Below are 15,199 nucleotides of genomic sequence, written 5' to 3'. Positions count from 1 at the left end.
ATAGAAACTAGTAAACAAAAATATTCAGATGATTTGGATTATACTGTTAAGCATTAGTTAAATGTAAATCGCCGTAAATATGTGGCTTTATTATCAATTATCCAATATTTTTTGAGACGTTTTGGCTAATGCTTTTCATTCATCTTGAAAACTAAGTTAGATAAAAAACTGACCACTAATTAACTGAACACTGAACACTATTCACTACTTTTGCAAAAATTTTATAAAACTACAATATGCTTACAGTTTCTAATTTATCGGTTCAATTTGGTAAAAGAATTTTATTCGACGAAGTAAATACAACCTTCACCCAAGGCAATTGCTACGGTGTGATTGGTGCCAATGGTGCCGGAAAATCTACTTTTCTTAAAATTTTAGCCGGCGATATCGACCCAACTTCAGGAAGAGTATTTTTGGAACCGGGCAAACGTATGTCGGTGTTGAATCAAAACCACAATATGTTCGATGAGCATACCGTGTTAGAAACCGTGATGATGGGGAACAAAGTATTGTTTGCCGTAAAATCAGAAATGGATGCGTTGTATGCCGATTATGATGATAAAAATGCCGACAGAATAGGCGAGTTGCAAGTGCAGTTTGAAGAAATGAACGGTTGGAACGCAGAATCCGATGCGGGAGCGATGTTGTCCAATTTAGGCATTTCTGCCGACCAACATTATACGTTGATGGGCGAAATGGAAGGAAAGATGAAAGTACGTGTGCTTTTGGCACAAGCGCTTTTCGGAAATCCGGATGTCTTGGTGATGGATGAGCCTACGAACGACTTGGATTTTGAAACCATCACTTGGTTAGAGAATTTCTTAGCCAATTATGAAAATACCGTAATTGTGGTGTCTCACGACCGTCACTTTTTAGATTCGGTTTGTACACATATTTCGGATATCGATTTTTCTAAGATCAATCACTATTCCGGAAACTATACTTTTTGGTATGAGTCAAGTCAGTTAGCGGCACGCCAAAAAGCACAACAAAACAAAAAAGCGGAAGAGAAGAAAGCCGAGTTGGAAGAATTTATCCGTCGTTTTAGTGCGAATGTGGCCAAGTCTAAGCAAGCGACTTCCCGTAAAAAGATGATTGAAAAATTAAACTTGGACGAAATCAGACCGTCGAGTAGAAGATATCCTGCGATTATATTTGATGTAGAAAGAGAAGCCGGAGACCAAATCCTGCATGTGCAAAACTTAGCCGCTTCAGTAGACGGCGAAGTATTGTTTAAGAATGTCGATTTGAATATGGCCAAAGGCGATAAAGTAGTAGTGTTCTCAAAAGATTCCCGTGCGACCACCGCTTTCTACGAAATCTTAAACGGTAACCAAACGGCCGATGCCGGAACCTATGATTGGGGAATTACCACCAATCAATCATATTTACCGAATGACAATAGCCAGTTCTTTACCGATGGCAGTTTGAACTTAGTAGATTGGTTGCGCCAGTTCGTAAAAACCGAAGAAGAAAGAGATGAAGTTTACGTTCGTGGCTTCTTAGGGAAAATGATTTTCTCAGGAGAAGAAGCGTTAAAAAAATGTACGGTATTATCAGGAGGCGAAAAAGTACGTTGTATGTTATCGCGCATGATGATGATTCGTGCCAATGTGTTGATGTTGGACGAACCAACGAATCACTTAGATTTGGAATCGATCACCGCGTTCAACAACTCGTTGAAAAACTTTAAAGGCTCAGTATTATTCACCACGCATGACCACGAGTTTGCACAAACCGTTGCCAACCGTGTTTTAGAAATTACACCAAATGGTGTTATTGACAGATACATGACTTTTGATGAGTATTTGGATGATGAGAAGGTGAAGGAGTTGAGGAAGAAGATGTATAATTAATATACTAAATAAAAAACCGCCTAATTGGGCGGTTTTTTTATTGGTTATTTTAGTGGTATTTAATCTAGATTTATCACAAAATTCGCAATCTTGCCAAACGACTGTTGGTTATTCTCCAATTATCTCATAAAATCACGTACTAAATTTTGAGCCATTTTGTTGGAAATCTTTGTCCATTGATTTGGATGGATTATTCCAATTCTTGATGTCTTTAACGAAATATTATCATCTAATAGACCTTTATCAATTAGTGTTAGATTATTAAAATTATCTGTTACATTTTGGTTTACCCAGTATAGTAAAACGATTGGACCGATAAAAAATATCTGCGGATTTGTTTCCTTCGGATGTGGGTTAGCCCAAGTAGGTTGAATTTTTGTATCGTAAGTCGTAAAAATTGACATTTTGGGACTTTGGATTACGTCTTGTTTTATTATTTCGTTTATCGGTGTCGATATTTTCAGTAATACTAACACTCTTAATTTTTCAAGTTCTTCTTCACTGATTGGATTATCCATTTCGTCAAGAATTTGTTCAATGCATTGACGCCATACAATACTTAGAAAGAATGTTATTAAAACATTTGGGTGAAAATCAAGATTTGAATATTTAATATAGAAGCCAGTTCTTTTTATTCCTGCTGTATGACCGATGCTGTTTATAAACTCATTTAATTTGTTTTGTACTGCAGATTCATATGTACCAAAATCTGTTTCACAAACTTTACAAAATATTCCTCTTCTTGCGTTTGGTTCATCCTTGATTTCAGTAGTTTCTTCTTGAGGATATTCTCGACCGTAATATTTATCAACATTTTTATTTTTTGGGTCAATAGTGTAAATAACCTCTTTATTTCTTTCTCCATAAGTATTTTCAGTTATACCAGCAGGAGTTAAATGAGATTTGATTTGATAAACTTTTCTTTCTTTACAAAGAAGACAGATTTCTGACATATTGTTTAACTTCGGTTTTTTTGGTTGATAGCTAGCGGTCCGCGTCTTCGTCTGTTGTGATGCCGGCGAAATGCGTACTGTTTGCTAAGTAAAATATTTTTGTAAAAACAGAGTTGAATTCAAGAAAAACCAGCTATAGCTGATAACCGCTGTTAATGGCTGGTGTGGGAATGAAACCAAATCTTCCTATATTTTTAACACCACTAAAGTTGATATGATTTATTCTAGATTGTATATCTGCTGGCGGTTCCTCGTTTTCAATAATAATAAATTGCGTTATTTTTTCATCATTCGCCAAATGACGATAAAAATCCATTGCCAAGTCGATAGATATAGCTTCACCTTCTTGGACTTTAGGCTTCCTGTAAGTTACAAATGGCGAATCTAAGACAGGAATGCCAATACTATATTCTTTTAATTCAACTCTCTTTTGAAGAGCAAGAATAAAAGTTGCGAATGTAATTGCTCGATATCCTTTTCCAGCTAAACCTCTGTCATTTCCTGAAATTACAAAATCGTTTGTATATTCGCTATACTCAAGGGATTTTGCATTTGGATATTTAATAGAATTTAATATTTCGAGCATTTCCCTGCAAAGCTTTGTTGCTGTTGATGTTGTAAATTTGCTAAAATCTGTTTTGGTGGCATTTGTCGATATGGAACTTTCTATTATTGATTTTTGTTCTTTGTAACTGGCAACCCGCTCTGATATGTCCTTTATTCCTATTAAGTAACTCTTTCTATTGTTCAATTCAGTCATTTTATTTAATAGCTGATCGATTTCCTTTCCGATTCCAGATTCAAGCTCATATTTTAAGGTGCTTAATTCCATTTCGAGAGTGGATACTTTTGAATTATAAGTTCCTATTTCATTATTCATCAAAATTACAGACGCACTCAATTCATTTTGTAACTTGATAATTTTCGTAATCTCGGCTTTGCATGATTCAATAATTTCATCTATACTTTCTTGGTTACAACTATGCAATATTTTGTTATGACACAAAGGACATGATTCGCCTTCCACTGAATTGTTGGATAACAAATAACTAGCTTCAATAGTAGCATTTAACCTTGATATATCAGTTTCATATTGTTGTTTTAAAATATTGGATCTTTTCAATAATTCGCCTAAAATATTTTTTTCACTTAGATTTTTTTGTAATACTTCAAGCTTCGTAATATGCTCTTTTTCTATCGATAGGTATAAGAGTTTTTTTGTATTAAAGTTTGATGCAATTTCATTAATGCTTGAATTTACCTTATCTAGAGATTCGAGCAATTGAGTATTCGATATTTCACGACTTTGAACAGATTCAGAGTTGTTTATCAGTTCAGTCAACAGTTCTATTTTGCCTTTTCTGTGAGTTATCTCTTTTGATGAAAGTGGTATGCTTATTCCGCTGTCATCTCTTTCAGTCAAAAGAAGTTTTAATGTATTTAATTCTTCTGTTTTTTTTGTGTAATGTGAAACAATAGGGGATTCCTGGGTAATTATTCTTTCTTCACTGACCATCAGAAATTTGATTAAATCTCGATATGATACATTTCTTGTTTTACCACTTTCATTAACTCTAATTTTTTTGTTTGAGAGCTTGTTCAGCGAAAGTAAAAAGGCCGACACATTATCTTCATTAATTGGGCTATGCTTTCGATCTAAATATTTAGGATTAGAACCTATGCTTATCTTGTCAATTTTTGAATTAAATAATTGAAACTTACCTCCAATTAGATCACTTTTAAGAGTGTAAAAATTACCGTCGTTACTTTGTAACTCTAGGTAAATTTCTTTATAACTTCTAGCTTCTTGAATGTTCTTTGGAGGTGTAGAACCGCCGAGCATGTAATTAATACATTGATAAATAAAGCTTTTTCCGGTATTTGTTGGACCAGTAATCACATTTAAGCCTTTTTCAAATTGGATTGAAGCATTCTCTAGATTATTTCCAGAAAGTCTCAGTTCTGTTAGATAAAATCCACTATTTTTCATTCTAAAATTCCTAAATTAAATTCTCTGTTCACACTTTCAATTTTACTTTCAAAAAGAGATTGAAGATTTTCCTTTTCTAGATTAATGTTATCCGTTAGCCAATTTATTCTTTTAATAAGTTCTATTGTGTATTCTTCTTGTAATGACTCAATGAATGGAGATGACAGTTCAGAGGCAAAATATTCTAATCCGCTTGGCGTATAAGAAACTGAAATCAAATTTCTAATACAAAATAATTCAATTGCATCTTTAATTAATGAGCGCTTAACTAGAAGTTCGCCTGTTCTGTAAGGTACTGGAGCATGTAAACTTTTGATATCTGAGATATCGCCTGAATGAACTGCAAAATAGTCTAGATACAGTAAGGTTTGTAAATCAAAAGTTTTTGGATAATTTTGATTTAGAATACAAAGGATTCGGAGTCCAGTTTCAATATTATTGTTGAACGCATTTACTATCATTTTTTTAGCCATTTAAATTTCCCGTCATTTACTAATTGGTGACAAATTCCTGCTCTATCATTGATTAAGCTGACTTCTTTCAACGGATTTGATGCTATATTTATCTTTCGCGCTTCACTTTCAACTTCCTTTACTTTTATAAATCCATTTCCATGATCATCTTCAATTATATCAACGATGCCATCGTAAATTTCTTTTTGGAAATCATTATAAGTTCCAACCGGCAAACTGTCTCTAGAGAAATTCCTCAATTGCTCTGCATAATGGAAATTTATTCTTGTTCTAGAAAAATGATTTATGTATTTGTCTATGCCTGCCAAATCTGATGGGAATTTATAAACCGTACTAGTTTCCGAACCATATGCCGCTAGAAGCTCATTCACGTAAACTGTTTCACTTACTTGGACATCTACAGGAATCGTGTCCTCATCAAGTCTTGGTCTATCTGGAAGACCTCCACCAAACCATAGAAGATGATTAGGATGCTTAGAATGTTCGGCGATAATATCTTTGATAGCAATTTTGGAGAAAATCGAAAAGTCAAAATCCATAAAATACTTTAATAAATCGTCTTTTAGTTCAATTGGTGTCGAGGTAATGAAATCTTTGCAGTATTTGTCCCAATTATCTATGAGTTTATCTCGTAGACTAACTGAACTTGAAAGAAGTTTGGATAATGCCGTCCCACAACCTTTTGGAGCTATAAAGTGATAAGATTTTGGAACAGGATATTCTTTTAAAAATGAATAGTATATAATTTTTGCGAACTCAACATACACTTGTGTAGGATGCAGGGCATTATCATAATGTTTGCATTGATAACAGTCCCAAACATAATTTGGATTTTTATTATCGGTAATGTAGCCAACTACATCGCGACCTTTGTCACCAGCTCCACCAAACCTATCTACAGTGACGTAAATACTTTTCTTTAAATCAATCCATTCTTCGATGAAAATTTCCCAATCATCTGCCGAAAAAAGTTCAACCATCTTAATAGGTAAAATTTGTTTTCCATAATTTATTCGTGTAGATGTTTGGTATGTTGTCATAAGATATTTTTTTTGCATTTCAGCTAACAGGATGATAAGTATAACTCCCATTCCCCCAAATATAAATAATCCCCACCAATCCCTTCCATTTCTTATAAAAATAACCCGCTTATCGGGTTTTTTAGGGTTTTCGTCGTTTTATGACTTTCCTCTAGCTAGCTTGAACACGGCTCTAAATTTTTAGAAAAAATTAGGAGATAGTGCTAGCGCGCAGTACTTACATACGGCTGTTAGCTGCTGGCATTTTTTAAGATAATGGCTCGCAATAATCTTTATTCACAACCTTGTCTCTCATTATGGATTTGTTATTAAAGTTTCTAGAAATATTCTTAACTATGTCACTATAATTGTCTGTTTCATCATCTTTTTTATAATAAAACGGCTTTATTGAGGAACAATTTTTATGCTCAAAAAGAGTATTTAATAAAGTTCTGTCTGAAATACCGCAAGAGTGTCCAAAAGTGAAGATTTGATATTCGGCACTATTCAAAAACTCTAACAGCTGCTTGTAATTATCAGTTTCTAAATATTTAATTGATTTTATATTTTCGAGATAAACATTATCGTTTAGATTTTCAATTGATTTGTAGTCTTCGTCAATCTCGTCACCAAATCCAAATATAACATCGTTTCTATCATGTTTATCTGTTGTACCGTGAATATGTATATATTGTTTTGTTATATCTTTCTTTGAAGTGAGAGAATAATATGAAGTGTGATTAGAATACAATGTTTCTGTAAATGTATAATTGAAGTTTAAGAATAAAATCTCATCGGGCATCAATTCGAAGTAATTAACTGAGCTATCTGAAATAAGTAATTTTCTAATTTCTTTTTCAGTTCCATCTTTACCTATTCTTGAAATTAATTGTCGACTTTCATCGCTTAATTCGTCCAAAGTTATCAAATTAGAATTTAACGCATTTAGATTATTTTGAAATATATGAAATTCATTTTGAGCCTTTCTATTAATTGCATTCTCTGTAAAATCTTTTAGTTTAAAAGGTGAATAAATTTTAGATCCAATCTTATTTCTTAAACTTAAGTCGCTATTTTTTTTGCCGAAATCCTCAACAAATTTGTTCTCGACTTCTTTTAAATATGATTCCAACAAGATTTTTATTCCTTCAAAATCTTTATTAAGCTTAGTTATTCCATACGAACAATTTTTATTTTTAAAAGATTCTTTCAATAAATTGTAGTATTCAATCTCAATATCTACCCAATTTTGTTCTTTTTTCTTCTTTGTAAGCATTTCTAAAAATTGATTTTTAAAAATTAATTCAAGATTTTTATTTTCTAAGATATTTATTAAATCTTCATATGTTTCTCCTTTAACCCAATCTCCAGCATTATAAATCCCCCCAGGAACATCATCAATTTTAATTTCCTCAGTTTCGAATATATTTAGGTAAGTTGTAATGTTGCCATTAACTTCATTTCGCAATTTATGCATTACTTTCTCCCAGTAATCATTGATAAAGTGATCATAGCTAGTTTTAATATTATGAGCTAAATCAAATCCATTTCCAATAAGTATAATTCTATTCATCATTTTTCTCTATGGTTCGTGAAATGTTTCCAAGCACAAAACTTGTCTTTGAATTTTCAGAAAAATTCGGTGAGAAACCCAAGCCTAGCAATTATTGCAAACTGCTTTAACAAGAAATTATATTTTATAATTCATCTGGTAAATAAAATTGTTTTACATCAGAAATTGACACTAAATCTTTAATGTCTGTCCTTATAGTTGCAAACCTTTCTTTTAAAGCAGCTGCCTCTGGTGATTGGAAATAAACTTTACTAAGTTTTTCCATATTTTTAATAATTGCTCTATCAACATTTCGATTAAAATAGGGAAATGAATATCCAATAACAACAAGTATTTCTGTATCAATAGTTTGCTGTTTTGCGAACTCAATAATATTTTCTTCTTTCTCCCAAGCAAATGACAATCCAGAATATAATCGATTTTCAGTTTTCTTTAAATCCATGTAGGTCTTTAATATCGACTCCATTATTTGTTTGTTATATCCTTTTCCCGTTGGACAAAATTCGTAAACACTATGTCCAGCATCTCCAATAACATTATGTGAACCATTAAGTTTAATAATATTGAATCCGTCAGCTCTTGGTCTTCGTGTGGAACTTTTAGTTGTTACACGTAAAGAAGTTCTATTCTGATCCCATTCAGGCGAATCGGTATATTCTGCATAAGATTTTTCAAATTGTGAATCATAATTCCAACTTAGTATTCTAATGTTTGTAGGAAGTTCACTGTAATGCTCATCTAGGATTGATGCAAAAAAAGCATCATATCTTTTATCAGCAGGATTTATAATCTGTTCTAAAATAAGAAATATTGAAAGAGCTGATTTTAATTTATTTAACTCACTGCGTTTTTCTTTTAAGTAAAGTTTTTTTGCAAGTGTATCAATGCTTGCGTGATTTTCTGTACTGTCTCTCAGCCATCTTAAATCTTCTACTATTAACTCTAATATTTTAGATTTATTAATTTCATTATAAGTTTCTTGATTAGTAAATTCAAACTCATTTTTTTTAATCTTCTCAATTAATCCATCTAATCGTTTGGGTATTTGATTGACAATTGGTAATGCTTCACAAGATGCTCCAGCTCCGAATAAATATGTTATTTTCATTTTTTTAAGTTACCAATTAAACTCATAATTTCAGATGATTGTTTTGTGCAATATTCTTCAAGTCATTGCCTTTTAAGTTCCACCGCTTGCAACAGCTGCGACGATTTATTACTAATGATTCCAAGTACTAAACTTGGCTTTGAATTTTCGCAGAAAATCCGGTGAGAAACCCAAGCCTCGCAATTATTAAAAACTTCTGTTATGCGCAGTTCATTCCAATCTTTTTTCACGCAAATTAATTTCTTTTGTAATTACATCCCTTATACCAATTGTAGAAACTTCTTCTGGTAGAATAATAATATTTGGGTTGTCTTCACGAATAAAAATAGGTTTTAAATTCTCGTCTAAAGAGAATTTGTACTTATGCCTGTAAATAACTTCAGTTTGACCTCGGTAATCTATACCATAATCTAAACCAACTGGTCCTTGGAAGAAGTTTGTTTGAATTGAAGCATATTCAGCACTATTTGAAGCATCTTGATTTGATTGAAAGTAGAAAGTATAATTAACAGTAGATATAAGAATATTACTGATATTATTGGTTTTAACATGAAAATGAAAACCAAAATTTGTGCGATAGTTTTCTACGATTTGCAATATTTTTGAAATAATTTCTTCCGCTGTCGTGGTAAATAAATTAACCCCTTCAGAGCTATTTAAAAACATCTTTTTACGTCTAATTAGATTTTCTTTTGCCTGAAAGTCGGTGATTTTTTTCTCAAGGTCAGGAATTGAATCTTCATCTTCTTTTAAAATTCCCAATTGTGGCTTTTTAACCAACGGTTTATCCTGAATTAATTTTGTCAACTCAAAAAATTTAGCGTCAAATTTTTCATCAATGGTCATATCGTGAAATATTCGAGTTTGAAGGAATGAAGGACAACTATTTTCCTTATTGCCAGATTTCAATATTGGAATTATCCTTGTTTGGTCGGGTTCTTGTTCAAATAATTCTTTTGTAAGCATTGAATATTCGTAACCTACACCACCTTGACGATTGTCTGCCTTAATCTTATAATTTGGTGTCATTATTACAATGATTTTATCTGCTAACATTGCTTTCTCCATAAAGTGTGTCATTTCGTGTCCAACAGATAAATCATATTGGTCAAGAATGATATCAAGCCCATATTTTACTAAAGCATCGGCTAAGTTTAAAACCCATTCTGTATGTTCTTCATTATCCCAAGAATATGAAATGAAAGTCTTTTTTTTCATGTGGTTTGCTTTGAATTGCGCATAACTGTTTTATTTGTATCACTCTTTGGTACCATTCTATCCAAATTTGGATATATAATATGACTAATTAAATAGCTTTTAATTAAAACAGCTATATGTAAAAATACTACAAATATTCAATATTTATAATATTTGTAGTTGTAATTATCAACAACTTAGCTAACAAAAAAAGCCTCTCTTTCGAAAGGCTTCCTAAACATAATTGGTGCTATAATTGTGGTCTTATTTATCAAGCAACTTTTCCAAATAAGCTACTTTATCTTTTTCCGCTTGCAACAATCGTTCATACAATTGTTTATTTTCATCATGAGCTTCCATCAATTTATCCAATGGGTTGAACGTACAGTTAGTAGGGCTAAACTGTCCATTGTTAACACTATGGTCATTGAAATTATTAAAATATGTAATCATTGCATCCTCAGTAAAATTTTTAATAGCTACGACACTAACACCCAAGGCTTCTGCTATGAGCTTTAATTTATCGTCATCAACAGTCTCGCTGTTTTCAATGGTAGAAATGGTTTGTTGGCTAACGCCTATAGCCATCGCCAATGCTTCTTGTTTCATTTGACGGAGTTCGCGGATGCGGCTGATGTTTCTTCCTAGGTGTTTTGGTTTGTTATTGGTTTCCATAAGTAAAGATAATGGTTTAAGGTTTGTCAGTTGGTTTGTATATCACCAATAAAGGATGTAATGTACCAACACAAAAATATACTTTTTTAATGGTTGGGTAGTAATCAAATCGGGAAAAAGGCATTGCATAAAAGTTTCATTTTAAAAAAAGGTAATAAAATAAAGGGTTTACAAGGTTTTTTGTAGTGTTAGATTCAAGAATTAAACACTATCAATTCAAGAATCGCATAGCAGATGGTCTCCAATAGAACCGCTAATTTTTTTACTTCGTGCCTATAAACCCATAAATATAACAATCAATGAAAAGCACAGAGTTCACAATTTTATATGAAGCCATTCAGGCACTTCATGCCAAATTTGATGCCATGCCTAAAGCAGCAACAGATGAAGTATTGCTCGACAGTGCTCAGATGATGGCACTGTTAAAATGTAGCCGCGCAACGCTGCAAAGATTAAGAGACAATGGAAGCATTCCCTGCACCAAGGTTGGAAAAAGTTACTACTATCCCAAAGGCTTTTTTACAAAGGAACTAATTAGCAGCATCAAGACAAATGACCCCTCAAAAGCGTTTGATGATCGATAACCTTTTTTCGTATTATGTTCGGGTGTTGTTCGCAAAAACAGGTCATTTTGCGAACAGCTTGCGAACAACACCCGAACCACACCCGAACAAAGGGTTAAAAAAAGGCTTTTTGTGTAGCTATCAGTCTCATTGAGCCTCTTTGGAACTCAATTTGATTCATTAAGACTCAATTTACATCATTTGCTTCGCGCTGCTTGCCGTGTTGGAAAACAGGAAATAGTTTTGCTTTACCAGTTACCTAATGGGCTGGGAATTAAATTACTAATCCCAAATACTTAAAACTATGGGAACATACAACAAGGGCATATTGGGCCCATTTTCAGGAAAGGTTGGCACAGTGGTTGGTGCCAACTGGAGGGGCAAGGACATCATGCGTTCGCTGCCCAAAAAAACAAACAGAACTCCAACCGAAACACAGCTGCTGAAACGACAGCTCTTTACAACGGTAGCGGGGGAACACAAAGTATTTCGGTTTAAACTAAACCAACTGACCACTAAAAACTTAACCGCAAAGCACGCAAAGAAGGCGCAATGAACGCAAAGGTTTCTGTTATCAACCAAACTAACTGACCACTGACTACTGACCACTGACCACTAACTACAATCCACCCCAATCAATCCTTTCTTATAAACGCTAAAGCTTTCTCAAGCACTTCATCTTTGCCCTTGTTAAAACCTTCAATAGTAGGTTTGACCACTATATCAGGAACTATCCCAATGCGCTGGGTTTCTTTGCCGTCAGGATAATACACCCCAATACCGCTAATCATAGTCATAATACCGCCCGGAAGTTTGATAGAAGATACGTTTCCGTCCGCACCGGCTGTGGTAGAACCCATAACGGTGGCGTTTGGTGCAGTTCGGTACGCCATGGCATGGTATTCGGCTGAACTTTGCGTGGTTTCATCAACCAGTATAATTACTTTTCCTTTAAAATAATCGCTGTTGTTGGAGCCTACGTAAGTGCCTTCACCGAAATAGGTAAACAAGCCCGGGGTTTTCAAACTGCTATTAGAGAACTTGACAAAGAGATTCCTTTGAGGAAGTAAAAGTTTGCTCAATTCAAAAATAGGAAAATCCGAAGGGTAATTTCGGTCATCAATAATCACTGCTTTGGCCTTTTGCATTTGTTTCCCAATTTCAGGTAACTCATTTTTCTTTAAATCGCCGTTGTGAATGTATAGGATGTCTTGGTCTAACCATTTAAAACTATGCTCAGTACTTTCGGCCGCATTGTTAAAGTTCATTTTGCTCCTCGGATAGGTTTTAATGGTATGCGTCAGGATTTCGTTGTTGCGTTGGTAAGTCACAGTAACCAAGCTGTCATTACTGCGCAAAAGTTTGGGACCAATGTCTCTCAACTGTGTCGGATAATTGGACGCCGGAGTTCTTTTTAAAAGGTCTTTGACTATTTGGGTGACTTCTTTGTCATTCACTTTCAGAATAACATCTCCTTTTTGCAGTGGGTTTTCCTTCGCCAAAGTCTCATCATAGTAATCAATTACGACGGCTTGCTCTTCTATAAATTTAACTTTATACGCCGTATAATTTTTACCCCAAAAGTCACTCAGGATTTTGTTACCACCCCAAATATTAGCATGGGTATCATGAATGCGGGCAATCAATTCCAACATCGTCAGCGTGTAGTCGGTTTTGTCTTTGGCGGCTATTGCTTTCGGAATAAACTCTTGCAATACATTTTTCCAATCTTCTTCGATTAGGTTTTTATATGGAAAATAATATTGTATCATGTTCCAATAACGGTACAACGACAATAAGCGATAACCGGCATCAGGATATTCCCTATCATCATAAGCATTTTCGTTTTGAAAAATAGGGTTTTTAACACCGGCATAAAAATCAATATAATAATGCTTGTTGCTTCTGTCCGCATTCTTGATTTTCAACAATTGGTTTTGCAGTTCCGCCGAAAAGCCGCTTTGGGTGAGCCAATCTAAATCGGGTTTTATTTTGACTTCGTCCGGTTTAAAGGTTTCGGGTTTTCCTTCTTTTACTTCGCCCAATTTTTTAATCCATTCCAACAAAGCCATATCTCTTTCTGTAGCGGTTTTGGCGGCCAGTATTTTAGGGGTAATTCTAAACAACTCAAAGTCCCAGTTGTAATTGCCTTTCGCTATTGCCGGATGATGGTATTTTAAGAAACCCCAAATCAGACCAAGCGTTTTTAGGTGTTCCAATTGGGTAGCATTCGGCGTAAAATCGGCGATGGCAGAACCTTGGGCAAACTCAGTATCTAAATCGGCGGGTAATTTTTCCTTTTCAAAGATTTTGGCATTCTTCAATTCCTTTCGGTCAATGTGGATTTCCAAATCATCAATCCAAATTTTGCCTTTGCCCACCAATAAACCGCCTAATACGATTTGTGTAGTTTCTTGCGGATTCATTTGAAGTGTTATTTCAAATTTCTGCCAATCGTTGGTGCCTTTAATGCCTTTGTTTTGCATGTTGTCAAAATCTATCGATGGATCAATTCGCATCCACAAACCGGCAAATCCGGTAGTAACATTTTCCGTTTTTAAATAACCGCTGAGTTTTATTCTTTTGCCTTCATAATTTGCGGGTAAAGTAAAGTTCCAAGCCCTAAAATTGGCAACATCGCTGTCATTGCTAATCGATAAAGAATATTTGCCGCCATGCACTATGGTCGAGTCAACAACGGCAGTGAATTTTTCATTACCAAATAGCGTCCAGCCAACCGCTTTACCATCGACGACCGTTTCAATGTCTAAATTTAATATCGTGTTTTTGGGTTGTGCTTGCGCGTTAATCGCTAAGGTGAGGCAACAAGTAAACAGTAAAGAGAAAAAATGTTTCATGTATGGAACTGGGTTTAAATGGATAGTATTTCAGGTTTTAAAATTGGGAGTTTCCTCGGTAAGTTGTTTTCCCTTTAACAAAAAAATAGGAAAGATTTTAATTTATGGTATCATTTTGCACAGTATCTATTAATGCAAAAGTCTCAAAATGTGGATAAAGCATCAAAGATACTTGCAAGCTTGCAACTCCCAACTGTCATACAACAAAGCTTCTCGGTTATCAACTAAGCAACTGACCACTGAACACTAACTACTGACCACTAACCACTGACCACTGACCACTGACCACTAAAAACTAATTTGCCTTGCTTAAAAAAAAACGCTACTTTTACCACCCAAACAACACTACCATGAGTCAAAAAGTATTGCTCACTTCCAAAGAAGTCAATATCATACTCCATCGTTTGGCTTGTCAGTTAATCGAAAACCACCTCGATTTTTCCAATACCGTTTTAATAGGCATACAACCGCGAGGCACTTATTTGGCCAACCGTGTCAAGGCTTTGTTGGAGAAAGACTACCAAATCAAAGACGTTCAATTAGGTTTCTTAGACATCACTTTTTTCCGCGATGATTTCCGTCGGGGCGAAAAACAATTGGAAGCCAACAAAACTCAAATCGATTTTTTGGTAGAAGATAAAAAAGTGGTTTTTATTGACGATGTGCTATTCACCGGAAGAAGTATCAATGCGGCCTTAACCGCCATTCAATCCTTCGGAAGACCCTCAGAAGTAGAACTTTTGGTACTGATTGACAGAAGATTCAGCCGCCATTTACCGATACAACCCGATTACCGCGGACGTCAGGTAGATGTCATTAATGATGAAAAAGTAATCGTGTCTTGGAAAGAAAAGGATGGAGAAGATGCGGTTTATTTAGTATAAGGGATAAGGGATAAGGGATAAGGGAAAAGGGAAAAGGGAAAAGGGATAAG

General features: G+C 34.4%; 13 protein-coding genes. 4 read left to right on the top strand and 9 right to left on the bottom strand.

The genetic code is table 11. From position 1 onward, the window contains the following. Positions 1–236: 236 nt before the first annotated feature. A complete protein-coding gene (locus B3C16_RS11800) occupies positions 237–1,856 on the top strand; it encodes an ABC-F family ATP-binding cassette domain-containing protein (RefSeq protein ID WP_291131914.1) in 1,620 nt (539 codons plus the stop codon). A 119-nt stretch (positions 1,857–1,975) separates the two neighbouring features. On the opposite strand, the gene B3C16_RS11795 is transcribed toward B3C16_RS11800, so the two are convergent. From B3C16_RS11795 to B3C16_RS11760, 8 genes are all read right to left on the bottom strand, one after another. Continuing rightward, positions 1,976–2,809 (bottom strand): hypothetical protein, encoded by an 834-nt coding sequence (locus B3C16_RS11795; protein WP_291131912.1) that lies wholly within the window; start codon positions 2,807–2,809, stop codon positions 1,976–1,978. Positions 2,810–2,942: 133 nt separating this feature from the next. Beyond that, a complete protein-coding gene (locus B3C16_RS11790) occupies positions 2,943–4,799 on the bottom strand; it encodes a hypothetical protein (RefSeq protein WP_291131910.1) in 1,857 nt (618 codons plus the stop codon). After that, positions 4,796–5,260, bottom strand: a complete 465-nt coding sequence (locus tag B3C16_RS11785) for an ABC-three component system middle component 2 (RefSeq protein ID WP_291131908.1) — start codon at positions 5,258–5,260, stop codon at positions 4,796–4,798. Before B3C16_RS11785 ends, B3C16_RS11790 begins: the two co-directional genes overlap by 4 nt. Further along, positions 5,257–6,312: an ABC-three component system protein gene (locus B3C16_RS11780; RefSeq protein WP_291131906.1), complete on the bottom strand. Its 1,056-nt coding sequence runs from the start codon at positions 6,310–6,312 to the stop codon at positions 5,257–5,259. The genes B3C16_RS11785 and B3C16_RS11780 overlap by 4 nt, the downstream gene beginning before the upstream one ends. 247 nt (positions 6,313–6,559) lie before the next feature. Then, positions 6,560–7,867, bottom strand: a complete 1,308-nt coding sequence (locus B3C16_RS11775; RefSeq protein ID WP_291131904.1) for an AbiH family protein — start codon at positions 7,865–7,867, stop codon at positions 6,560–6,562. 121 nt (positions 7,868–7,988) lie between these two features. Continuing rightward, entirely contained in the window at positions 7,989–8,972 is a 984-nt protein-coding gene (locus tag B3C16_RS11770; RefSeq protein WP_291131902.1) for a hypothetical protein, read from the bottom strand. A gap of 210 nt (positions 8,973–9,182) precedes the next feature. After that, positions 9,183–10,190: a toll/interleukin-1 receptor domain-containing protein gene (locus B3C16_RS11765; RefSeq protein ID WP_291131901.1), complete on the bottom strand. Its 1,008-nt coding sequence runs from the start codon at positions 10,188–10,190 to the stop codon at positions 9,183–9,185. A 243-nt stretch (positions 10,191–10,433) separates the two neighbouring features. Beyond that, positions 10,434–10,844, bottom strand: a complete 411-nt coding sequence (locus tag B3C16_RS11760) for a helix-turn-helix domain-containing protein (protein ID WP_291131899.1) — start codon at positions 10,842–10,844, stop codon at positions 10,434–10,436. A 299-nt stretch (positions 10,845–11,143) separates the two neighbouring features. Between B3C16_RS11760 and B3C16_RS11755 the strand changes: the two genes are divergently transcribed. Next, positions 11,144–11,428: a helix-turn-helix domain-containing protein gene (locus B3C16_RS11755; protein WP_291131897.1), complete on the top strand. Its 285-nt coding sequence runs from the start codon at positions 11,144–11,146 to the stop codon at positions 11,426–11,428. A 283-nt stretch (positions 11,429–11,711) separates the two neighbouring features. Continuing rightward, a complete protein-coding gene (locus B3C16_RS11750) occupies positions 11,712–11,963 on the top strand; it encodes a DUF6266 family protein (RefSeq protein WP_291131895.1) in 252 nt (83 codons plus the stop codon). 79 nt (positions 11,964–12,042) lie between these two features. On the opposite strand, the gene B3C16_RS11745 is transcribed toward B3C16_RS11750, so the two are convergent. Then, positions 12,043–14,265: a S41 family peptidase gene (locus B3C16_RS11745; protein WP_291131893.1), complete on the bottom strand. Its 2,223-nt coding sequence runs from the start codon at positions 14,263–14,265 to the stop codon at positions 12,043–12,045. 350 nt (positions 14,266–14,615) lie between these two features. Between B3C16_RS11745 and pyrR the strand changes: the two genes are divergently transcribed. After that, positions 14,616–15,149, top strand: a complete 534-nt coding sequence (gene pyrR / locus B3C16_RS11740; RefSeq protein WP_291131891.1) for a bifunctional pyr operon transcriptional regulator/uracil phosphoribosyltransferase PyrR — start codon at positions 14,616–14,618, stop codon at positions 15,147–15,149. The last annotated feature ends 50 nt before the right edge of the window (positions 15,150–15,199 follow it).

It is taken from the genome of Flavobacterium sp. UBA7682, assembly GCF_002482945.1.
Lineage (GTDB): Bacteria > Bacteroidota > Bacteroidia > Flavobacteriales > Flavobacteriaceae > Flavobacterium.
This window is presented reverse-complemented; position numbering and strand designations above follow the sequence as displayed.

What these genes read in the sequence shown, in the direction of transcription:
- B3C16_RS11800 (WP_291131914.1), top strand. Translation starts at nt 237, where the DNA reads ATGCTTACAGTTTCTAATTTATCGGTTCAATTTGGTAAAAGAATTTTA.
- B3C16_RS11795 (WP_291131912.1), bottom strand. Translation starts at nt 2,809, where the DNA reads ATGTCAGAAATCTGTCTTCTTTGTAAAGAAAGAAAAGTTTATCAAATC.
- B3C16_RS11790 (WP_291131910.1), bottom strand. Translation starts at nt 4,799, where the DNA reads ATGAAAAATAGTGGATTTTATCTAACAGAACTGAGACTTTCTGGAAAT.
- B3C16_RS11785 (WP_291131908.1), bottom strand. Translation starts at nt 5,260, where the DNA reads ATGATAGTAAATGCGTTCAACAATAATATTGAAACTGGACTCCGAATC.
- B3C16_RS11780 (WP_291131906.1), bottom strand. Translation starts at nt 6,312, where the DNA reads ATGACAACATACCAAACATCTACACGAATAAATTATGGAAAACAAATT.
- B3C16_RS11775 (WP_291131904.1), bottom strand. Translation starts at nt 7,867, where the DNA reads ATGATGAATAGAATTATACTTATTGGAAATGGATTTGATTTAGCTCAT.
- B3C16_RS11770 (WP_291131902.1), bottom strand. Translation starts at nt 8,972, where the DNA reads ATGAAAATAACATATTTATTCGGAGCTGGAGCATCTTGTGAAGCATTA.
- B3C16_RS11765 (WP_291131901.1), bottom strand. Translation starts at nt 10,190, where the DNA reads ATGAAAAAAAAGACTTTCATTTCATATTCTTGGGATAATGAAGAACAT.
- B3C16_RS11760 (WP_291131899.1), bottom strand. Translation starts at nt 10,844, where the DNA reads ATGGAAACCAATAACAAACCAAAACACCTAGGAAGAAACATCAGCCGC.
- B3C16_RS11755 (WP_291131897.1), top strand. Translation starts at nt 11,144, where the DNA reads ATGAAAAGCACAGAGTTCACAATTTTATATGAAGCCATTCAGGCACTT.
- B3C16_RS11750 (WP_291131895.1), top strand. Translation starts at nt 11,712, where the DNA reads ATGGGAACATACAACAAGGGCATATTGGGCCCATTTTCAGGAAAGGTT.
- B3C16_RS11745 (WP_291131893.1), bottom strand. Translation starts at nt 14,265, where the DNA reads ATGAAACATTTTTTCTCTTTACTGTTTACTTGTTGCCTCACCTTAGCG.
- pyrR (WP_291131891.1), top strand. Translation starts at nt 14,616, where the DNA reads ATGAGTCAAAAAGTATTGCTCACTTCCAAAGAAGTCAATATCATACTC.